Source organism: Kaistia sp. 32K, assembly GCF_016629525.1.
Taxonomy (GTDB): Bacteria; Pseudomonadota; Alphaproteobacteria; order Rhizobiales; family Kaistiaceae; genus Kaistia.
Genome location: NZ_AP024269.1, coordinates 2,004,541 through 2,025,247 on the forward strand (window position 1 = coordinate 2,004,541; position 20,707 = coordinate 2,025,247).

At 66.8% G+C, this 20,707-nt stretch carries 22 protein-coding genes and 1 tRNA gene; 15 read left to right on the forward strand and 8 right to left on the reverse strand.

What is annotated here, in order from left to right:
- Positions 1-4: 4 nt before the first annotated feature.
- The gene (locus K32_RS09005; protein ID WP_201403688.1) at positions 5-781 is read left to right on the forward strand and encodes a glycosyltransferase family 25 protein; all 777 of its coding nucleotides are present in this window, start codon (positions 5-7) and stop codon (positions 779-781) included.
- 2 nt (positions 782-783) lie between these two features.
- On the opposite strand, the gene K32_RS09010 is transcribed toward K32_RS09005, so the two are convergent.
- From K32_RS09010 to K32_RS09020, 3 genes are all read right to left on the reverse strand, one after another.
- Positions 784-1,104 carry a hypothetical protein gene (locus tag K32_RS09010; protein WP_201403689.1) on the reverse strand — a complete coding sequence of 107 codons (321 nt, stop codon included), beginning with the start codon at positions 1,102-1,104 and terminating at the stop codon, positions 784-786.
- A gap of 131 nt (positions 1,105-1,235) precedes the next feature.
- Positions 1,236-2,159: a CHAD domain-containing protein gene (locus K32_RS09015; protein WP_201403690.1), complete on the reverse strand. Its 924-nt coding sequence runs from the start codon at positions 2,157-2,159 to the stop codon at positions 1,236-1,238.
- A gap of 101 nt (positions 2,160-2,260) precedes the next feature.
- Complete coding sequence (locus tag K32_RS09020) at positions 2,261-2,920, reverse strand: MarC family protein (protein ID WP_201403691.1); 660 nt, start codon at positions 2,918-2,920, stop codon at positions 2,261-2,263.
- 299 nt (positions 2,921-3,219) lie between these two features.
- Between K32_RS09020 and gyrA the strand changes: the two genes are divergently transcribed.
- Positions 3,220-5,892: a DNA gyrase subunit A gene (gene gyrA, locus K32_RS09025; protein WP_244669975.1), complete on the forward strand. Its 2,673-nt coding sequence runs from the start codon at positions 3,220-3,222 to the stop codon at positions 5,890-5,892.
- Between the two features lie 136 nt (positions 5,893-6,028).
- On the opposite strand, the gene K32_RS09030 is transcribed toward gyrA, so the two are convergent.
- Positions 6,029-6,256, reverse strand: coding sequence for a hypothetical protein (locus K32_RS09030; protein ID WP_201403693.1), 228 nt, complete (start codon positions 6,254-6,256; stop codon positions 6,029-6,031).
- Between the two features lie 204 nt (positions 6,257-6,460).
- Between K32_RS09030 and coaD the strand changes: the two genes are divergently transcribed.
- The 6 genes from coaD (at position 6,461) to tgt (ending at position 11,486) form a co-directional block, all read left to right on the forward strand.
- Positions 6,461-6,955 (forward strand): pantetheine-phosphate adenylyltransferase, encoded by a 495-nt coding sequence (gene coaD, locus K32_RS09035; RefSeq protein ID WP_201403694.1) that lies wholly within the window; start codon positions 6,461-6,463, stop codon positions 6,953-6,955.
- 63 nt (positions 6,956-7,018) lie between these two features.
- The gene (locus K32_RS09040) at positions 7,019-7,546 is read left to right on the forward strand and encodes a peptidylprolyl isomerase (RefSeq protein WP_201404428.1); all 528 of its coding nucleotides are present in this window, start codon (positions 7,019-7,021) and stop codon (positions 7,544-7,546) included.
- An 89-nt stretch (positions 7,547-7,635) separates the two neighbouring features.
- Positions 7,636-8,109, forward strand: coding sequence for a peptidylprolyl isomerase (locus tag K32_RS09045; RefSeq protein WP_371812984.1), 474 nt, complete (start codon positions 7,636-7,638; stop codon positions 8,107-8,109).
- 185 nt (positions 8,110-8,294) lie between these two features.
- Positions 8,295-9,206, forward strand: coding sequence for an aromatic amino acid DMT transporter YddG (gene yddG / locus K32_RS09050; RefSeq protein ID WP_201403695.1), 912 nt, complete (start codon positions 8,295-8,297; stop codon positions 9,204-9,206).
- Between the two features lie 70 nt (positions 9,207-9,276).
- Positions 9,277-10,359, forward strand: coding sequence for a tRNA preQ1(34) S-adenosylmethionine ribosyltransferase-isomerase QueA (gene queA, locus K32_RS09055; RefSeq protein WP_201403696.1), 1,083 nt, complete (start codon positions 9,277-9,279; stop codon positions 10,357-10,359).
- Positions 10,356-11,486, forward strand: coding sequence for a tRNA guanosine(34) transglycosylase Tgt (gene tgt / locus K32_RS09060; protein ID WP_201403697.1), 1,131 nt, complete (start codon positions 10,356-10,358; stop codon positions 11,484-11,486). The genes queA and tgt overlap by 4 nt, the downstream gene beginning before the upstream one ends.
- Before the next feature lie 204 nt (positions 11,487-11,690).
- Here the strand turns inward: tgt and K32_RS09065 are convergent, their stop codons facing one another.
- Positions 11,691-12,326 carry a MarC family protein gene (locus K32_RS09065; protein ID WP_201403698.1) on the reverse strand — a complete coding sequence of 212 codons (636 nt, stop codon included), beginning with the start codon at positions 12,324-12,326 and terminating at the stop codon, positions 11,691-11,693.
- Between the two features lie 135 nt (positions 12,327-12,461).
- A complete protein-coding gene (locus K32_RS09070) occupies positions 12,462-12,893 on the reverse strand; it encodes a DUF4864 domain-containing protein (RefSeq protein ID WP_201403699.1) in 432 nt (143 codons plus the stop codon).
- 199 nt (positions 12,894-13,092) lie between these two features.
- On the opposite strand from K32_RS09070, the gene K32_RS09075 reads away from it, so the two are divergent.
- The 4 genes from K32_RS09075 to K32_RS09090 all read left to right on the forward strand — a co-directional run bounded on the left by K32_RS09075 (position 13,093) and on the right by K32_RS09090 (position 16,954).
- Positions 13,093-13,329, forward strand: coding sequence for an Lrp/AsnC ligand binding domain-containing protein (locus K32_RS09075; protein ID WP_018184528.1), 237 nt, complete (start codon positions 13,093-13,095; stop codon positions 13,327-13,329).
- A gap of 365 nt (positions 13,330-13,694) precedes the next feature.
- Positions 13,695-14,789 (forward strand): HlyD family secretion protein, encoded by a 1,095-nt coding sequence (locus K32_RS09080; RefSeq protein ID WP_201403700.1) that lies wholly within the window; start codon positions 13,695-13,697, stop codon positions 14,787-14,789.
- On the forward strand, positions 14,789-16,318 hold the full coding sequence (locus K32_RS09085; protein WP_201403701.1) for a DHA2 family efflux MFS transporter permease subunit: 1,530 nt from the start codon (positions 14,789-14,791) through the stop codon (positions 16,316-16,318). The genes K32_RS09080 and K32_RS09085 overlap by 1 nt, the downstream gene beginning before the upstream one ends.
- Before the next feature lie 159 nt (positions 16,319-16,477).
- Entirely contained in the window at positions 16,478-16,954 is a 477-nt protein-coding gene (locus tag K32_RS09090) for a hypothetical protein (protein ID WP_201403702.1), read from the forward strand.
- A gap of 11 nt (positions 16,955-16,965) precedes the next feature.
- Here K32_RS09090 and K32_RS09095 read toward each other — a convergent pair whose 3' ends face one another.
- Together K32_RS09095 and K32_RS09100 are read right to left on the reverse strand one after the other, a co-directional pair.
- Positions 16,966-17,286: a YnfA family protein gene (locus K32_RS09095; protein WP_201403703.1), complete on the reverse strand. Its 321-nt coding sequence runs from the start codon at positions 17,284-17,286 to the stop codon at positions 16,966-16,968.
- Positions 17,287-17,425: 139 nt separating this feature from the next.
- Positions 17,426-17,501 (reverse strand) — tRNA-Lys (locus K32_RS09100).
- 224 nt (positions 17,502-17,725) lie between these two features.
- Here K32_RS09100 and K32_RS09105 point away from each other — a divergent pair.
- The 3 genes from K32_RS09105 (at position 17,726) to K32_RS09115 (ending at position 20,696) form a co-directional block, all read left to right on the forward strand.
- Positions 17,726-19,069 carry a UDP-glucose/GDP-mannose dehydrogenase family protein gene (locus K32_RS09105; RefSeq protein ID WP_201403704.1) on the forward strand — a complete coding sequence of 448 codons (1,344 nt, stop codon included), beginning with the start codon at positions 17,726-17,728 and terminating at the stop codon, positions 19,067-19,069.
- A 432-nt stretch (positions 19,070-19,501) separates the two neighbouring features.
- Positions 19,502-19,792 (forward strand): hypothetical protein, encoded by a 291-nt coding sequence (locus tag K32_RS09110; RefSeq protein ID WP_201403705.1) that lies wholly within the window; start codon positions 19,502-19,504, stop codon positions 19,790-19,792.
- 118 nt (positions 19,793-19,910) lie between these two features.
- Positions 19,911-20,696 carry an endonuclease/exonuclease/phosphatase family protein gene (locus K32_RS09115; RefSeq protein WP_201403706.1) on the forward strand — a complete coding sequence of 262 codons (786 nt, stop codon included), beginning with the start codon at positions 19,911-19,913 and terminating at the stop codon, positions 20,694-20,696.
- Positions 20,697-20,707: the final 11 nt, after the last annotated feature.

Sequence of the window (20,707 nt, forward strand, 5' to 3'; positions counted from 1 at the left end):
CTTGATGCGGGCGCTTGTGATCAATCTGGACCGTTCGCCGGGGCGACTGATGGCGTTCCGCGAGCAGGCCGAACGGCTCGGCTTTTCCTTCGAGCGTCTCGCCGCCGTCGACGCGTCGACGATCACCACGACGCCGGGCCTTTTGACTTCAAGCGAGGTCGGCTGCTTCGAGAGCCATCGCCAGGCCTGGCTGAAGCTGGTGGAGAGCGGCGACCGCTGGCTCGCCGTCTTCGAGGACGACGTGCTGCTGGCGCCGGTGATCCCGACGCTGCTGGCATCGGATGACTGGATCCCGTCCGGCACCGATGTCGTCAAGCTGGAGACCTTCAACAAGGCCATCTCGATCGAGCCGAAGAGTTACCCGGCGCATGGCTACCGGCTGCATCGGCTGCGCTCGACCCATTGGGGATCGGCCGGATACATCATCTCACGGCGCTGGGCCGCCCGCCTTCTGAAGCTGACCGAGAGCTACACCGTCCCGGTCGATTGGGCCCTGTTCGATTTCGAGACGGACGGGAGCTTCAAGGCGAAGGTGATGCAGATGGTGCCGGCGCCCTGCATCCAGGAGCAATGGCTGGCGCATAACGAGGGACGGATCCCCGTGCACGATACGCTGATCACGCGGGTGCCGCCGCAGCGCCCGGTGCTCAGCCGGGCAGCCAAGTATCGCCGCGAGCTGCGCCGGATCGGTCGCCAGATCGTCGGAATCCCGCGAAAGATCCGCCGGAGGTTCGTTCCGCTGCAGCGGATGGTCGTGCCGTATGAGGAGATCCGAGGCTGATCTCAGTGCATCGGCACGACGCGGAAGATGCTCCAGCGCGAGGTGCCGGAAACGACATGCGGCTCCAGCTTCTTGCCCCAGGCGGCATGGGCCGGGTTCTTGCCGATGGTCTCGAAGAAGCGCTCCAGCTCGGCGAGGCTCTCCACCGTCAGATTGTTCTCGATGGTGGCTTCGAGCGCCCCGATCGATCCGGTGACGAAGGAGGAGCGGTCGAGATCCAGGCCGGAACTGGCGCCGATGTCGCGCTCCCATTCCTTCATCAGTTCCAGGACTTCCTGCTTGTGCCCGAAGCGGGCGTCGATCTGCCAGCGCGCGATGAACATGGCCGTCCTCCCAGGCTGCGAACCGCCGCGCGAGACGCCGCGGCGCGATGCAAGCGTAGCATGCAGGCGGGACGGCCGATCTTCACGTCTCTGTGGCGGCTACCGGGATGGGCGGTGACCGGAGCGGGCGGCTACCAGAACGGCTTGGTGGAGCGGAAGCGCCGCCACAGCTCGCCCAGTGCCTCGAGCTGCTCGCGCTTGTCGCGGGCCGACCAGCCGAGGACGGCGCCGACCGCCTGGTGCACGGCGGGCGAGGGCGTCTCCGCCGCGATCTGGTCGAGCAGGCGGCGGGTGGTCCTGAGGTCGTTCAGCGCGCCGAGCGCCGTCTGCAGGCTCTTCACATGGGCGCGATAGGCGTGGCGCTTGCGCCGCTTGGGCCAGACCGGCCCCAGGAAGTCGATCGTGTAGCCGAGGCGCTTGGCGTCGATGCGCACGCGGTGCCGCTCTTCGTCCGAAAGCTCGGTGATCCGCTTGCCATGGCGCTTCTGCCGGCGCTGCGCGCGCGACAGCTCGCGGGCGGCGCGCGGTTTCAGCTTGTCGGCCAGGCGTTTTGGCGCGGGGGCTCCTCCGGCCCGCCAGGGCGGTTGCGCCAGCAGCAGGGCCAGCCCGAGCAGCAGCTTCTGCGGCAGCGGGCCGTCGAGCCGGGCCAGCATCTGCCGGTAGCCCTCGTTGCGCGCGGCGTTGGCTTCCTCGATCAGGGCGGAAAGATTGGCGACCCCCGCCAGTTCGTCGGCGTGGCGCGGCAGCGTCTCGGTGACGAGGACGTCCCAGTCGCGCGCCCGGCCGAGCGCCGCCGCGAGGTCGTGGGCGTCGCTCCGGAGCGCCTTGAAGACGTCGGCGCCGACCCATCGCCCGCACAGGGCCAGCGCGGCGCGCAGCCGGCGCAGGGCGACCCGAAGCGCATGCACCTCGTCCGGCGCGGGCCGGTCGAGCGTCGCCCGCAAGGTCGCCACCAGCTCCGTCTGGCGCTCGGTCAATATCGCGACGATGGCGGTGTCGACCGATTGCGCGGCGGTCAAATCGGTGGGAGTGCCTGCGCGGCCTGATTTTGCCATGGGGGGTCCTGGTGGCGCCTGCTTGAGCATCTCGCTGTTCTAGATCCGCGCCGCGGAATTGGATACTGGCTTTCGCGAATCACGGTGAACGCGGGGCTTGGTCAGCCGCCGGTCGCGGTCGCCGCGCGGACGATCTCGGTGACGCCGTCGGCGACGAATTGCACGGCGAGCGCGGCGAGCAGGACGCCCAGAAGCCGCGTCAGCACGATGCGGCCGGTATTGCCGAGCATGCGGTCGAGCGGGCCGGCCAGCAGGAAGACGGCGAGGCAGGCGCCGACCAGCGCGCCGACGATGACGAGCAGGCCGATGACGCCCAGCGTGCTCGGCGCCGAGGCGGCGATCAGGATGGTGGCCGATATGGCGCCAGGCCCGGCGATCAGCGGAATGGCGAGGGGGAAGATCGCCAGGTGATGGATGTCCGCGGGCTCGTGCACGCGTTCGTCCTCGATCGCCTTGGCGGCGTTGGCCATCTTGCGCTGGTCGCGCCGCTCGAACACCATCTCGAAGCCGATCCAGAACAGCATCAGCCCGCCGGCGATGCGGAAGGCCGGCAGCGAAATGCCGAGAAAGCCGAGCAGGCCCTCGCCGACCAGGGCGAAGGCGTAGAGGATGACGGCAGCCGTGAGCGTGGCGCGGATCGCCGTCTGCCGGCGCTGGTCGCGCGTCATGCCGCGCGTCAGCCCGACGAAGATCGGCGCCAGTCCGATCGGGTCGATGGTGACGAAGAGGGTGACCAGCGCGTTCAGAAGATAGTCGAGCAACGAGGCCCCCTGCGGCGGCGGGAATGGCCCCAATGGTGACAGGCGACGCGCTGCTTCGCCAGTAGGAACGCCGCCGGCGGCGACCTCGTGCGGCAAATCGTCGGTCAGGGCATCAAAGTGCCGAGAATCCAGCGGTTTCGGCGGGATTCCTTGATGCTGCCACAGGCTGGCCCTATGATGTTCCCAACCGAAACTGATTCCGGAAAAAATACTTGTCCGATATCAACGAGCCGCCTCGCCCCGACGAACCTGGCGACGGCCGCCCTTCCGACTTCGAAACGATCTCCATCACCGATGAGATGAAGCGGAGCTATCTCGATTACGCGATGAGCGTGATCGTGAGCCGTGCGCTTCCGGACGCGCGCGACGGCCTCAAGCCGGTACACCGCCGCATCCTCTATTCGATGAACGAGAACGGCTACGACTGGAACAAGCCGTATCGCAAGTCGGCCCGTGTCGTCGGTGACGTGATCGGTAAGTACCATCCGCATGGCGACGCTTCGATCTACTTCGCGCTGGTTCGCATGGCGCAGGATTTCTCCATGCGCGTCATGCTGGCGGACGGCCAGGGCAACTTCGGTTCGGTCGACGGCGACAGCCCGGCCGCCATGCGCTACACCGAAGTGCGCCTTGCCAAGCCGGCGCATGCGCTGCTCGACGACATCGACAAGGACACCGTCGACTTCCAGGACAACTACGACGGTTCGGAACGCGAACCCGTCGTCCTGCCGGCGCGCTTCCCGAACCTGCTGGTCAACGGCGCCGGCGGCATCGCCGTCGGCATGGCGACCAACATCCCGTCGCACAATCTCGGCGAAGTCATCGACGGCTGCATCGCCTATCTGGAAAATCCGGGCATCAGCATCGACGAGCTGATGGACATCATCCCGGGGCCGGACTTCCCGACCGCCGGTCTGATCATCGGCCGCGCCGGCATCCGCGCCGCCTATCACGAGGGCCGCGGCTCCGTGCTGATGCGCGGCCGCGTCACCGTCGAAACCGTTCGCAAGGAGCGCGAGGCTCTCGTCATCCACGAGATCCCGTACCAGGTGAACAAGGCGACGATGATCGAGAAGATCGCCGAGCTCGTCCGCGACAAGCGGATCGAGGGCATCTCCGACATCCGCGACGAGTCCGATCGCCTCGGCATGCGCGTCGTCATCGAGCTGAAGCGCGATGCCGTCGCCGATGTCGTGCTGAACCAGGTCTACCGCTACTCGCCGCTGCAGACCTCCTTCGGCGTCAACATGGTGGCGCTGACGGGCGGCAAGCCGCAGCTGATGAACCTGAAGGACCTGATCCAGGCCTTCGTCAACTTCCGCGAGGAAGTGGTCGCGCGGCGCACGCGCTTCCTGCTCGCCAAGGCGCGCGACCGCGCCCACGTCTTGGTTGGTCTCGGCATCGCTGTCGCCAACATCGACGAGGTCATACAGCTGATCCGCACCGCGCCCGATCCGTCGACGGCGCGCGAGCGCCTGATGGAGCGGCATTGGCCGGCGGTCGACATCGCGCCGCTGATCGCGCTGATCGACGATCCGCGCCACAAGCTGGCCGAGGACAACACCTACCGGCTGTCGGAAGTGCAGGCCCGCGCGATCCTCGATCTCCGCCTGCAGCGCCTGACCGCTCTCGGACGCGACGAAGTCGCCGACGAACTGAACAAGCTCGGCCTCGAGATCACCGACTACCTCGACATCCTGCGCTCGCGCGCCCGCATCATCGGCATCGTTCGGGACGAGCTGATCGCCGTCCGCGACGAGTTCGCCACGCCGCGCAAGACCGAGATCCTGGATGGCGGCGTCGACTTCGAGGATGAGGATCTCATCCAGCGCGAAGACATGGTCGTCACCGTCAGCCACGAGGGCTACATCAAGCGCGTGCCGCTGGTGACCTACCGGGCCCAGCATCGCGGCGGCAAGGGCCGCTCCGGCATGGCGACCAAGGACGAGGATTTCGTCACCCGCCTGTTCGTGACCAACACGCATACGCCGGTGGTGTTCTTCTCGTCGCGCGGCATCGCCTACAAGATGAAGGTCTGGCGCCTGCCGCTGGCCGCTCCGCAGGCGCGCGGAAAGTTCCTGAACAACCTGCTGCCCCTCCAGGACGGCGAGCGGATCACCTCGATCCTGCTGCTGCCCGAGGACGAGGAGAGCTGGGCGACGCTCGACGTCATGTTCGCGACGACGCGCGGCACGGTTCGCCGCAACAAGCTGTCCGACTTCGTCCAGGTGAACCGCAATGGCAAGATTGCCATGAAGTTCGACGACGAGGACGACGCGATCGTCGACGTGCAGCTCTGCTCCGAGCATGACGACGTCCTGCTGACGACGGCGGACGGCCAGTGCATCCGCTTCGCCGTTACCGACGTCCGCGTCTTCAAGGGACGCGATTCGACCGGCGTGCGCGGCATCTCGCTCGCCGAGGGCGATCGCATCATCTCGATGGCGATCCTGCATCACTTCGACGCCTCGGGCGACGAGCGTTCGGCCTATCTGAAGATGAGCCGCGCCGTGCGCGGCGAGGTCGAGGATGCGACGGTCATCGAGCACGACGCCGACGAAACGCCCGGCAACGACACGCTGCCGCAGCCGCGCTACGCCGAGATGAGCGCCGCCGAGCAGTTCGTTCTCACGATTTCCGAGAACGGCTACGGCAAGCGGACCTCGTCCTTCGAGTACCGCATCACCGGACGCGGCGGTAAGGGCATCGTCGCGATGGCGGTGAACGAGCGGAACGGCAAGCTGATCGCTTCCTTCCCCGTCGACGACAGCGACCAGATCATGCTGGTGACGGATGGCGGCCAGATGATCCGCATGCCGGTGGGCGGCGACAAGCCGATCCGCATCGTCGGCCGCGGCTCGCAGGGCGTGATCGTGTTCAACACGCATGACAGCGAGAAGGTCGTCTCGGTCGACCGCCTGACGGACGCCGAGGAAGACGAGGCTGGGGACGAGACGCCGCCGACGGCCTGAGGCAAGTCCCTCACCCCAACCCTCTCCCGCAGGCGGGCGAGGGGAAATCCGAAAATGAAGACGCCGGCCTCGGGGTAAAGGCCGGCGTTTTCGTGAGGTCAGAGATGAACGGTAGTTCCTGGGGGAGGGGAAACCCTCAGTTCGCGCCGGGGACCGGCACGCGGGTGATGACGGAGACGCCTTCCTGACGGTCCACGACCGTGATCATGCGCGCTTCGGGAAGCGGCGTCGCGATCGACAGGCGGTCTGCCTTCTTGGCTGCCGGCACATCCCGGTCGGAATAGACGGCGGCGCTGGCAAATCCGACGGCGATCGTCGCTGCGGCGCACGTCGCGAGGATGGTGGTGTGGAACCACGTCGTCATGGATCGGCTCCCTCTGTCTTGTTGCGCCGGAACTTGAACGCAACATGCTCTTCTGCCTATGAACGGCATCACAAGCCGCTGTTCATTGACTGTTCATCTGGGGAGGCAATGCGGGCTTGGGAAGTTGGTTCCTTGATGTTGCTGGCTTACGCTTCGTAAAGCCTGCGTGAGAATCCGAGATCGATCCGGGAGCGAGTTGTGATCATGGCGCGCATCGCCTTCTATCCGGGGTCGTTTGACCCGCCGACCCACGGCCATCGCGACATGCTGCAGGCGGCGCTCCGGGTCGCCGACAGGTTGGTCGTGGCGATCGGCGTGCACCCAGGCAAAGCGCCGCTTTTCTCCTTCGAGGAGCGGGTCGCGCTGATCCGGGAAATGGTCGCCGAGATCGACGGCAGCGAGGGTCGCGTCGACGTGATCGCCTTCGACGGGCTGACCGTCGACGCGGCGCGCGAATGTGGCGCCTCCGTGATCATCCGTGGACTTCGCGACGGCACCGATCTCGACTATGAGATGCAGCTCGCCGGCATGAACGGCACCATGGCGCCGGAGATTCTGACGGTTTTCCTGCCGGCGACGCCGGCGACACGTCATATCACCGCGACACTGGTGCGCCAGATTGCCAAGATGGGTGGCGATGCGTCAGCCTTCGTTCCCGCAGGGGTTGCCCGAAAGCTGACACAAAAATTCAGTTCCTGAGGCCGCCGCGACAGGCGGCCCCGTTCCAGACCGGAGATCCTCGTGACCCGATTCCTAGGCCTGATGGCGGCCATCGCCGCCGCCTTCCTGTTCATCGCCGCGCCGGCCCAGGCCGCGAGCGAGAAGCTCGACCCCGAGAACACGATCTATCTCGACCTCAAGGATGGTCGCGTCGTGATCAAGCTGCGGCCGGACCTCGCTCCGAAGCATGTCGCGCAGATCAAGAAGCTGACCCGCGAGGGCTTCTATGACGGCATCGTCTTCCACCGCGTGATCGACGGCTTCATGGCCCAGACGGGCGACCCGACCGGCACCGGCATGGGCGGCTCGAAGGAGCCCGACATCAAGGCCGAGTTCTCGAAGGCGCATTTTGCCCGCGGCACGCTCGGCATGGCGCGCTCGCAGAACCCCGATTCCGCCAATTCGCAGTTCTTCATCATGTTCGCCGATGGCGGCTTCCTCGACGGCCAGTACACCGTCTGGGGCGAGGTCGTCGACGGCATGCAGTTCGTCGACAAGATCGCCAAGGGCGAGCCGCCGGCGAACCCGGACAAGATCGTGAAGATGCAGATCGCCGCCGACGCCAAGTAAGCGTCGACGCCCATCCAGGCCGCCGACTCGAAAGCAAGTCGGCTCTTGCCGCGCCACCTTCCGGCGCGGCCCTTCAGAAGGAGACTACCGTGGCCGACATCAAGGACCCGGAGAACACCCTCATCCTCGAGACCACCCAGGGCACGGCGATCATCGCGCTGCGTCCGGACCTCGCGCCGAACCACGTCGCGCGCATCAAGGAACTGGCCCGCGAGGGCTTCTATGACGGCATCGTCTTCCACCGCGTGATCGACGGCTTCATGGCCCAGACGGGCGATCCGACCGGCACCGGCATGGGCGGCTCGGGCAAGAAGCTGAAGGCCGAGTTCTCGCGTGAGCCGCATGTGCGCGGCACCGCCTCGATGGCCCGCGCCCAGAACCCGGATTCCGGCGACAGCCAGTTCTTCCTCTGCTTCGGCGACGCCCGCTTCCTCGACGGCCAGTACACCGTCTGGGGCCAGGTCGTCGAAGGCATGGACAACATCGACAAGATCAAGCGCGGCGAGCCGGTCCAGAATCCGGACAAGATCGTCTCGCTGAAGGTCGCTGCCGACGCGGCCTGATCGGCCTCTGGAATTCGCGGCCGGGACGTCCGGCCGCCACGCTTTTCTGCACGCCCCGGTGTTTCGCCGGGGCGTTTCCTGTTTGGGATCGGGAAGCGACGCCGCACGTCTTCCCGCCGGATGGTGCGGCGCTGCCGTCTGGCCGATCGAAACACCGCGCCATACGCTTTCACGGGAAGATGGATATGCTCGGCGTCTCGGTGGCGGGCTTTCCGCGTGCGAGGATCGATCCGCCCACGCTCATCGGCGTCAGCGCCGTGCTGATGTGGAGCGCGACCGTCGGTCTCTACCGCAATATTTCGGAGACCTTCGGCGCCGTCGGCGGCTCCGCCTTGATCTTCACCTTTAGCGGCATCGTCGCGACGCTCTATGGCGGCCGCGCCGCCTTTCGCGGCCATTCGCCCCGCTACCTCCTGCTCGGCGGCGCGATGTTCGTCACCTACGAGATCGCGCTGGCGCTGGCGATCGGCTTCGCCCAGGACCGGACCCAGACGATTGAAGTGGGCATGGTCAATTATCTCTGGCCCTGCTTCACCATCGCCTTCGCCGTCTGGGTCGGCGAGGCGAGGGGAGATTTCCGGATCGTGCCGGGCGTGATCCTCTGCCTCGCCGGCGTCGTCCTCGCCTCCTCGGGCGGCGGCGCCGTCTCGCTGCATGCGATGATCGGCAACGTTTCCGGCAATCCGGCGCCGTATCTGATGGCGTTCGCCGCCGCCGTCACCTGGCCGCTCTACACCATCTTCACCCGCCGCATGTCGGGCGGGCGAAGCGCCGTGCCGCCCTTGCTGCTGCTGACGGCGGCGCTGCTCTGGATCTACTATTTCGCGAGCGACCAGCCGCCGCTGCATTTCGACCTGCGCGGCCTCTCCATGGCGCTGCTGTTCGGCGTGCTCACCACGCTCGCCTATTCCGCCTGGACCTATGGCGTTACCCACGGCAACCTGACGCTGCTCGCCACCGCCTCCTATTTCACGCCGCTGCTCTCGGTCATGCTCTCCAGCTTCCTGCTCAACATGCTGCCGGGCCTGAATTTCTGGGGCGGGGCGGTGCTCGTCACGGGCGGCTCGCTCGTCTGCTGGCGCGCGTCGCGGCGTTGAGCCGCCGTGTCTGCGGTTGAGATCGGAGCCTGCGACCGTTAGGAAGGGCGCGCACAGACGGAACGAGTGAATGCGCGTCGACCTTTTCGATTTCGATCTCCCCGAGGAAAACATCGCCCTGCGTCCGGCCCGGCCGCGCGACAGCGCGCGCCTGCTTGTCGTCAAGCAGGGCCAGCCCCTCGAGGACCGCATCGTCCGCGAGCTGCCGGACATGCTGCGCCCCGGCGACGCGCTCGTCTTCAACGACACCAAGGTGATCCCGGCCCAGCTCTTCGGCGAGCGCGTGCGCGACGGCGTCTCGGCGCGGATTGCCGTGACGCTGCACATGCGCGAGGCGGCGGACCGCTGGCGCGCTTTTGTCCGTCCGGCCAAGAAGCTGCAGCTCGGCGACCGCATCCAGTTCGGCGAGACAGAGGATCGCGCCTGCCTGATCTCGGGCCTCGCCGCCACCGTTGCCGAGAAGGGCGACGCCGGCGAAGTCGTGCTCGCCTTCGATCTCTCCGGCCCGATCCTCGACGAGGCGATCGCCTCAGTCGGCCACATCCCGCTGCCGCCCTATATCGCCTCGAAGCGCATCGAGGACGACGAGGACCGGCAGGACTACCAGACCATCTACGCCCGCGAGGAGGGCGCCGTCGCCGCGCCGACCGCCGGCCTCCATTTCACGCCCGATCTCTTCGCCCGTCTAGACGCGCTCGGCGTCGAGCGGCATTTCGTGACGCTGCATGTCGGCGCCGGCACCTTCTTGCCGGTCAAGGCCGACGACACGGCGGAGCACAAGATGCATGCCGAGCGCGGCGAGGTCTCGAAGGCGACCGCCGATGCGCTCAACGCCGTACGGGCGCGTGGAAATCGCGTCATCGCCGTCGGCACGACGTCGCTGCGGCTGCTGGAAAGCGCCGCCGGCGAGGACGACATCATCCGGCCGTTCCATGGGCCGACCTCGATCTTCATCACGCCGGGCTACCGCTTCCGGGCGATCGACCTGCTGATGACCAATTTCCACCTGCCGCGCTCGACGCTGTTCATGCTCGTCTCCGCCTTTGCCGGGCTGGAGACGATGCGGGCGGCATATGAGCACGCCATCGCGACCGGCTACCGCTTCTATTCCTACGGCGACGCGTCGCTGCTTTTCCCGAACGAGACAGAATGACCGAGAAATTCCAGTTCACCCTGCTCGCCAAGGACGGCATGGCGCGACGCGGCGAGATATCGATGCCGCGTGGAAACATCCGCACGCCCGCCTTCATGCCGGTCGGCACGGCCGGCACGGTCAAGGCGATGTATCCGGGCCAGGTGCGCGAGCTCGGCGCCGACATCATCCTCGGCAACACCTATCATCTGATGCTGCGGCCGGGCGCCGAGCGGGTCGCCAAGCTCGGCGGCCTGCACACCTTCGCCAACTGGCCGCACCCGATCCTGACGGATTCCGGCGGCTTCCAGGTCATGTCGCTGGCGCAGCTGCGCAAGCTCAACGAGCACGGCGTCACCTTCCAGAGCCATATCGACGGCCGCCGCTATGAACTGACGCCGGAGCGCTCGGTCGAGATCCAGGGCCTGCTCGACAGTGACATCCAGATGCAGCTCGACGAGTGCGTCGCCCTGCCGTCGTCGGAGAAGGAGATCGAGCGGGCGATGAACCTGTCGCTGCGCTGGGCCGAGCGCTCCAAGGCCGCCTTCGGCGACCAGCCGGGCAAGGCGATCTTCGGCATCGTGCAGGGCGGCGACGTCCCGCGCCTCCGCGTTGAGAGCGCACGGGCTTTGAGGGCCATGGAGTTCAAGGGCTATTCGATCGGCGGCCTCGCGGTCGGCGAGCCGCAGGCCGTGATGCTCGACATGCTGATGGTGACGACGCCGGAGCTCCCCGAGGAGAAGCCGCGCTACCTGATGGGCGTCGGCACGCCGGACGACATCCTCGAATCCGTGGCGCGCGGCGTCGACATGTTCGACTGCGTGATGCCGACTCGCGCCGGCCGGCACGGCCTCGCCTTCACCCGCTTCGGCAAGGTCAATCTGAAGAACGCCCGCCACGCCGAGGACCACCGTCCGCTCGACGAGGCGTCCGAATGCCCGGCGAGCCGCGACTATTCGCGCGCCTATCTGCATCACCTGTTCAAGGCGAACGAGACGCTGGCGGCGATGCTGCTGACCTGGAACAACCTCGCCTATTACCAGACGCTGATGGCCGGCATCCGCGCCGCGATCGACGAGCAGCGCTTCGAAGATTTCCGCCTCGCCACCAAGGAAGGCTGGGCGAGGGGCGATATCCCGGCGCTCTGAGGCGGCCGGGAACCCGTTCTTCGATCGCGCCGCCTCCCGGCGCAGGCTCGATCGCCGCGAAGCGACCTCCGCCGTCATCCCCGCGAAGGCGGGGATCCATCCATCCGAGGTCTTGGGAATTTCGCGCGGGAGCAACCCGGCCGAATGGATCCCGGGTCAAGCCCGGGATGAGGGTGAGGGTGAGGCGGCCGTCGCGCCCGCTCGTCAGCCCGCCCAGCCCGGGAACAGCGCCGTGAGGCTGCCGACCAGCATCTCCATGGCGATGGCGGCCAGGATCATGCCCATCAGCCGCTTGGTCACGCTCAGCACCGTGGGCGACGCGATGCGGGCGATGAACGGGCCGGTGAGCAGCAGCCCGCCGATCAGGAGGATGACGGCGATGAGGCCGGCCGAGAACGCGACGATCTTGCCGCCCGCTTGCGCCTCATGGGAAAAGACGACGAGCGCCGAAATGGTGCCGGGGCCGAGCAGGAGCGGGATGCTCAACGGGTAGAAGGCGACGTTGCTGGCGCTCTTGTAGGTCTTCTGCTCCTGGTCCGATCCGGCCCGGGTCGGGCTGTCGTCGCCGTTCAGCATGTCGAGGGCGATCAGGAGCACGATCAGGCCGCCGGCGAGGCGGAAGTGGTTGATGTCGAGACCGAAGAAGCCGAGGATCGCCGTGCCGGCCGCGGCGGAGATCAGGCTGCCGATCGCGACCGTGATGGTGACGAGGATGGCGGTGCGGCGCTGCTCGTCCTGCGTCATTCCGCCCGTGAGCGAGAGGAACATCGTCAGGCTCGCAATCGGATTGGTGATCGCGAACAATGCTGAGAAGGTCTTGATCGCGAACGTCAAATCCATTGCCCGAGATCTCCGATTCGGTGGGTTGCAGCGTATCCTTTCCATCACCTTAGGGTAGGTCAAGCGATCCCCGCCGATACCGCGCGCAAAAGCGCGCGTCGGTCCACGTTGAGCGAAGATGGGCGGAGGGGGACTCTAGATGGTCGGCGCCGTGTCCTTGATCAGCGTGCAGCCGGCAATCTTCCAGCTGCCGTCGGGCTGCTTCTCGAAGCGGTAGAGCGCGATCCAGTTCTTGCCGTCCGGACCGGTCACATAGACCTTCTGCACGAGGCCGATCGGGCTGTCGGCGATCTCGCCATAGGCGATGCTGCGCGGCCGGTAGATCGGCGGATAGGCCTCGCGGACCATGCCGAGGAAGATGTCCGGCGAGGGGAACATGCGCTGGATGCCCGGCGCGGCATAGCCATAGGCAGCGACGCCGTCGTCGCGCTGGAAGGCGTCGAGCTGGCCCTGCACCAGCTGCTTCAGCGCGCCCTTGTCGGCGACGCTCGGCTCGGCGGCGATCGCCACCGACGAGAACAGGGCGGTGGCCATCAGGAAGACGATCGTGAAGGCGATACGGGTCATGGTCAGGCTCTCCGGCGCTGCGGCGGCGCGAAAGGCTCCTTGTTGAAGTAGCTACGCCGGGCGCGACGACAAGGTTTCACGGCCTCGCGATGCGCGTCGAAACCGCTGGCAGGCGGGGCGGGAGATCGCGCGTACGCATTGCGGGGAGGGGACCGGACCTGTTATCCCGTCCTCACATCACGCGCTGCCGGAGGCCCCGATGCGAGCTCTTTTCGTCCAGATCAAATGTCATCTCGGCCGCGCCTACGAGGTGGCGAACGCCATCGCCGATGCCGAGATCGCCTCCGAGATCTATTCGACCGCCGGCGAGTTCGACCTCTTGGTCAAGTTCTACCTCCCCGACGACGCCGACCCCGGCCATTTCGTCACCGAATCGGTGCAGCGCTTCGACGGCATCCGCGATACGCGCACGATCATGACGTTCCGCGCGTTCTAGGTTTCACCTGCGGGACAGACCCTCTCCCGCGCGCGGAAGAGGGAGTTCCTCGGCGCGCCTAACCTGTTCGCTCGGAAGCCCCGTGACCGAGCCACATCGATGTTGGATTTCGATCCGTCACGGGTTGCAAATAGTAAGGCTGACATCCTATCCTCGCAGGGACACCTGCTTCCGGCGGCGCGTCCTGCCGCGGGGTATGGCTGACGGCATGACCCGGCCGACTCCCTCCCTCGCTCGACGCGCTTCGCCAAAACCCTGATTTCGGATCCGCGCCGAGCCTTGCGGCCGCCGGCTCGATCCGTTTCGCTATGTGAATCCGGACCCGGGCGGATGCGCCTTGCCGGAATGACCGCTGGAGAACGACCGTGGAAGCGCCCGTACCTGCTGCTGAACTTGGCCAGAAGCCGAAGCATCCGACCCTGCGGCGCACGCTGCTGCTCGGCGGCCCGATCGTCGCCATCGTCCTCGGGCTCTGGCTGTACCTGACCGGCGGGCAATATGTGTCGGAAGACGATTCCTACGTCGGCGCCGCCGATGTCACGATCGTGCCGCAGGTGACCGGGCAGGTGACGCGCGTCGCGGTCGGCCCCAACCAGCTGGTCAAGGCGGGCGATCTCCTGTTCGAGATCGATGCGCAGCCGTTCCAGATCGCGCTCGATCAGGCCCAGGCTGAACTTGTCCAGGTGCAGGAGAAGCTGCAGGGCCTGATCCTCACCTACAACCAGCAGCAGGCGAGCGTGGCGCAGGCCAAGGCCGACCTCACCTTCGCGCAGCAGGAATTCGACCGCATCAACGCGCTCGTCAAGGACAGCGTCGAAACCCGCGCCGCCTATGACCAGGCGCAGCGCGAGCTGCGGGTCGCCCAGCAGGCGCAGCTCGCGGCCCAGTCCGGCGCGGCGGCGACCCTGGCCCAGCTCGGCGGTAGCATCGACAAGCCGATCGAGCAGCATTCGGCCTATCTGGCGGCGAAGGCGCAGGTCGAGCTGGCCGAGCGCAATGTCCGCCTGACGCAGGTCTTCGCGCCCTTCGCCGGCACGGTGACCCAGGTCGAGAACATCCAGCCGGGCAGCTTCCTGAGCATCGGCCAGGCGGCCTTCAGCCTCATCGGCGCCGACAGCTGGGTGGATGCCAACATCAAGGAAACCGACCTGACCCACATCAAGGTCGGCGATCCTGCCACCGTTGTCCTCGATTCCTATCCGAACCAGCCGATCGAGGCCGAGGTCGAGAGCATTTCGCCGGCGAGCGGATCCGTCTTCGCGCTGTTGCCGGCGCAGAACGCCTCCGGCAACTGGGTCAAGGTGGTGCAGCGCATGCCCGTGCGCCTCAAGATCACCAAGACCGATCCGAACGTCGTGCTGCGCGACGGCGCCAGCGCCACGGTCTCGATCGATACCGGCTATCGCCGCACGCTCGGCACCCTCTGGCATGATCTCGCCAGCATGGTGGGGATCGACTGATGTCCGACATCGCCGCGACGCCGGCGACAGGCACGAGGCGCGTCGCCGTCACGATCTGCGTGATGGTGGCGACCCTGATGCAGGCGCTCGATTCGACGATCGCCAATGTCGCGCTGCCCTATATGCAGGGCAGCCTCGCGACGACGAGTACGCAGGTCAACTGGGTGCTCACCTCCTACATCGTCGCCGCCGCCATCCTGACGCCGGCGACCGGCTGGCTGGAGGCGCGCTTCGGCCGGCGCCAGCTGTTCATCGTCTGCGTCACCGGCTTCGTCGTCGCCTCGATGCTGTGCGGCACGGCGACGTCGATCGAGCAGATGGTGATCTACCGCATGATCCAGGGCGCGTTCGGCGCGCCGGTCGTGCCGCTGTCGCAGGCCGTGCTGCTCGACACCTATCCGCTGCGCCAGCGCGGCCAGGCGATGGCGATCTTCGGCCTCGGCGTCATGCTCGGCCCGATCCTCGGCCCGACGCTCGGCGGCTGGCTGACGCAGTATTACGACTGGCGCTGGGTGTTCTACGTCAACGTGCCGTTCGGCATCCTGGCGCTGCTCCTGGCGTTCGGCTTCCTGGAAGGGAAGACGGGCTCGGCCAAGGCGCGGCTCGACTGGTTCGGCTTCGCCACGCTCGGCATCGCCATCGCGGCGCTGCAGCTGTTCCTCGATCGCGGCGAGCAGCTCGACTGGTTCCAGGCGACCGAGATCAAGTTCGAGTTCACCCTGGCCATCCTCGGCTTCTATCTCTTCATCGTCCACACGATGACGGCGCGAAAGCCGTTCCTCGATCCGAGGCTGTTCGCCGACCGCAACTTCGTCATGGGGCAGGTGCTGATCTTCGTCGTCGGCGCCGTGCTGCTCGCGACGCTGGCGCTGCTCGCGCCCTATCTCGAGCGGCTGATGGGCTATCCGGTGCTGACCGCCGGCCTGGTGCTGGCGCCGCGCGGCATCGGCACCATGGCGGCGATGCTGCTCGTCGGGCGGCTGATGTCGGTGGTCGACACGCGCTACCTGCTCCTGACGGGCCTCGGCCTCACCGCCGTCGCGCTCTACCAGATGAGCCTGTTCACGCCCGACATCTCGCAGACGACGATCATCACCACCGGGCTGATCCAGGGTTTCGGCCTCGGCTTCGTCTTCGTGCCGCTCAGCACCGTCACCTTCGCGACGATCGCCGCCGATCTGCGCACCCAGGGCACCGGCTTCTACAGCCTGGTCCGAAATGTCGGCTCCAGCGTCGGCATCTCGGTGACGAGCTTCCTGCTGACGCGCAACACGGCGATCGTGCATGCCGGGCTCGCGGCCGACGTCTCGCCCTATAGCCGCGCCGTGCAGCAGCTCGGGCCCGGGCTGCAGCTCGATACGCTGGCCGGCAAGGCGAACCTGAACGATCTGATCGACCTGCAGGCGGCGACCATCGCCTATGCCGACAATTTCCGCCTGATGATGTTCATCACCATCCTGATCATGCCGCTCGTCTTTCTGCTCCGGAACACGCAGCCGCTGAAGTCGGCGCCCGACGTGGTGGAGTGACGGGCGGATCGCCCTCGAGCGGCGGGGACTGATTTGACGCAGCCGTGCAATCCGCACCTGTGCAAATCAGTTCCGGCTGCTTAGGAAGGGACGGGGGACTTTTCCTTGCGCCTCCCGTCCGGCCTGCGGACGGAGCCAGAATCGTAGCGAGACGAATTCATGAAGAAGCTGAGCCTGATCGCCACCGCCGCCCTGATGCTGGCGCTGCCTGCCGTCGGCCACGCGCAGCAGAAGCCGACCGCGCCGCCCGTCATGGTCAGCGCCGGCAAATGCGACAAGCTGGTCGTCGCCGGCAAGGACGCGACCAAGCAGTGCAAGAACGAGGTGGCGAGCGCGCCGCTGCCCGGCGGCGTCGTCATGTTCATCTTCACCCAGGGCAAGACGCTGATCGGCTTCACCGGCGATGCGACCAAGCTCGCGGGCGACACCAAGACCGGCATCGCCGGCGTGCCGGTGGTCGAGGTCAGCGTTCGCTCCGGCAAGGAGCCGAAGGTGCTCAAGGCGAAATCGGGCGTCTGCAAGTTCAGCGACCCGTATTCCGGCAAGCCCGCGATCGTCAGCTGCACGGCCGACACCGCCGAGGGCCGCTTCACCGGCTCGTTCAAGTCGAACGGCAAGGCGCCCCAGGCACGCTGAGAGACGGCCCCTCAGCCGCGCGGTGCGAACAGGATGATCGAGGCGCCGGCCAGGCAGATGGCGGCGCCCGTCATGTCCCAGCGGTCAGGCCTCGCGCCCTCGACGATCCAGAGCCACAGGATCGACAGCCCGATGTAGATGCCGCCATAGGCGGCATAAGCGCGTCCCGCCGCGGCGCTGTCGACTAGCGTCAGCAGATAGGCGAACAGAGCCAGCGACAGGCCGCCCGGCACCAGCCACCAGATCGACCGGTCGAGGCGCAGCCAGGCCCAGAAGGCGAAGCAGCCGGCGATCTCGGCAAGACCCGCGGCGACATAGATCAGGATCGTCATCGGTATGGCCCCCTTGCCGCGACGCTTCGCGCGAAATGGGTGATTCCCCGGCTCGCGCCGCGCGCGCCGGCGGGGCAGATTGGCGCTGGCGGCCAGGCCGGTCTGCCTTGGCGCCAGGAACGTCGAAACATCAGGGGAGTGGTGAGCCCGTCGGGATTCGAACCCGAGACCCCATGATTAAAAGTCACGTGCTCTACCGGCTGAGCTACGGGCTCGTCGAGGCAGCGCCTCGAATTGGGGCGGAACCTAGTCGCCACGGCGGGGCGGGTCAATAGTCCGGCGGGCGGGGAAGGTCGATCGGTCCACGGATTTATCGCGATTGCAGCTTGCCGGTTCGAATTCCAGCGTTGGAGATTGCCCGAATGGGTTATGAACGCGCCATATTCCTCGGTTACAATGAACCCATGTCCCTATTCATGAGAAACTCGAAGGCGTCGACATGCGCATCGCGATGATCGGTTCTGGTTATGTCGGGCTGGTGTCCGGCGCGTGCCTGGCGGATTTCGGCCACGATGTCATCTGCATCGACAAGGACGCGGCGAAGATCGAGGCGCTGAAGCGCAATCAGATCCCGATCTTCGAGCCCGGGCTCGAAGACCTGGTCGCCTCCAACGTCCGCGCCGGCCGCCTCTCCTTCACCACGGAATTCGCCGAGCCGGTCGGCGCGGCGGATGTCGTCTTCATCGCGGTCGGCACGCCGTCGCGCCGGGGCGACGGCCATGCCGATCTCTCCTATGTCTATGCCGCCGCCCGCGAGATCGCCGCCGCCGCGAAGGGCTTCACCGTCGTCGTCACCAAGTCGACCGTCCCGGTCGGCACCGGCGACGAGGTTGAGCGCGTCATCCGCGAGGCGAATCCCGACGCCGACGTCGCCGTCGTCTCCAATCCCGAATTCCTGCGCGAGGGCGCGGCGATCAACGACTTCAAGCGGCCGGACCGCATCGTCGTCGGCGTCGAGGGCGAGCGCGGCAAGGCGGAGATGTCGGAGGTCTACCGGCCGCTCTATCTCAACCAGGCGCCGATTCTCTTCACCTCGCGCCGTTCGTCCGAACTGATCAAATACGCCGCCAACGCCTTCCTCGCGATGAAGATCACCTTCATCAACGAGATGGCGGACCTTTGCGAAAGCGTCGGCGCCGACGTGCAGGCGGTGTCGCGCGGCATCGGCCTCGACAACCGCATCGGCTCGAAGTTCCTGCATGCCGGCCCCGGCTATGGCGGCTCGTGCTTCCCGAAGGACACGCTGGCGCTCGTCAAGACGGCGCAGGATCACGGCACGCCGCTGCGCCTGATCGAGACGACCGTCTCGATCAACGACCAGCGCAAGCGCGCCATGGCCCGCAAGGTGATCCAGGCGAGCGGCGGCGACATCCGCGGCAAGAAGGTCGCGGTGCTCGGCCTGACCTTCAAGCCGAACACGGACGACATGCGCGAGGCGCCGTCGCTGTCGATCATCCAGGCGCTGCAGGATGCCGGCGCGACGATCTCGACCTATGACCCCGAGGGCATGGAGCCGGCCCGCCAGCTGCTGACCGACGTCACCTACGCCTCCGACGCCTATGACGCGGCCGCCGATGCCGACGCCCTGGTGATCGTCACCGAATGGAACACGTTCCGGGCGCTCGACCTGAAGCGGCTCAAGGCCGTCATGAAGACGCCCTTGATGGTCGACCTTCGCAACATCTATCGCCACGACGATGTGGTGCGCGAGGGCTTCCGCTATGTCAGCGTCGGCCGTCCCGGCGACGACGGCGCTTTCCAGCTGGATGTCGCCGCGGAATAGCGGCGAGTGTTCTGCCCATGATGCAAGGCCCTGTTCTTTCACCTCTCCCTGAGGGAGAGGTGAGGGGCAACGCGGTAATGATGGGCCAGACACTGAGGAGGCCTTCGCGCAACATCGGCTTCTTTGTGCTGATGGGATCTTGCTACCCTCCGCCGTCATCCCGGCGAAGGCCGGGATCCAGACGCTCAGGCCTATGGCCGCTAGGCTGAGCCACGCTTTCCTGGCCGGTGTTTATAGGCCCCGGCCTCCGCCGGGGCGACGGAGCGCTGCCCTTAGATCTTGGACCTCTTGGCGACCTTCGGTGTTTTCGAAGGGGCCTCCCTCGGGGAGAGGCAAGGGGCAACGCTTCCCGCTTGCGCTTCACCGGCGAAGCTCCGGACTTGATGACGGCGGGCGACCGATGGATAAGAAGGCCATCGGAACCAGCAGGTAATGGATGAGATGGACGTTCTGGAACTCCTCGGCGCGCTGCACAATGCGTTGCAGCCGGGCGCTTCGGTCGAAGACACGGAGAGCTGGAAGGAAGCCTTCGCCGTCATCCGCCGCGAGGTCGAGGCGGATGCCGCCACCGACAAGTACGATCGCGAGACACTCGACGTCATCGATGCGAAGCTGAAGACGCTGATCGGCGAACTCGAATCGGGCAATCCCGAGCCGGATTTCAAGCCGGCGCGCACCTGGGTCGCGGCGCTGGGCGCGGCGATCCATCGCCGCCGGGCCTGACCGGAAGCGGCGGCCGCCGTCGACTATCGGCCTGAGCGGACGGGGGAACTCGCGCGATGTCTACAGGTTGGAGAAACGGTTAGTTGCCTTGTCCCGCGCGCCCGTTAGTCTGGAATCCATGACCACCATCCGCATCCTCTCCTACAACGTTCACGCCTGTGTCGGCATCGACAAGCACATGTCGCCCGAGCGCATCGCCAAGGTGATCGAGAGTTGCCGGCCCGACGTGGTCGCGCTGCAGGAGATCGATGTGGGAAGGCCGCGCAGCGGCCGGATCGACCAGGCGCGGATCCTCGCCGACCTGCTCGGCATGGACGCGCATTTCCATCCGTCCACCCGGATCGGCCCGGACGAGCACTATGGCGACGCCATCCTGACGTCGCTGCCCTACACGATGAAGAAGATGGATGTCCTGCCGGGCTTCCACGACCGCATCAAGGTCGAGCCGCGCGGCGCGCTCTGGGCGTCGGTCGATGTCGGGGGCGTCGACGTGCAGGTGGTCAACACCCATCTCGGCGTCTGGCCGCATGAGCAGATGCTGCAATTGTCGACGCTGCTCGGTCCGGACTGGCTCGGCCATCCCGAATGCCGCGACCCCGTCGTCTTCCTCGGCGACTTCAATGCCCCGCCGGGCCTCGCGCCCTATCGGCGGCTCGCCTCCGAATTCATCGACGTCCAGAAGGCCTGGGGCGAGCGGAAGGCGAAGCCGACCTTCCCGGGCCGCCTGCCGGCGCTCCGCATCGACCATGTCTGGCTGCGCGGCCGGGCGCGGATCCGCAATGTCGAGGTGGTCCGGACGCCGCTGGCGCGCGTCGCCTCCGACCATCTGCCGCTCGTCGTCGATCTCGATTTCGGGGCGCACACGACGCTGAGCGATCGCGACACGCGCGTCGGCGCCGCCTGAGGCAGGTGGTT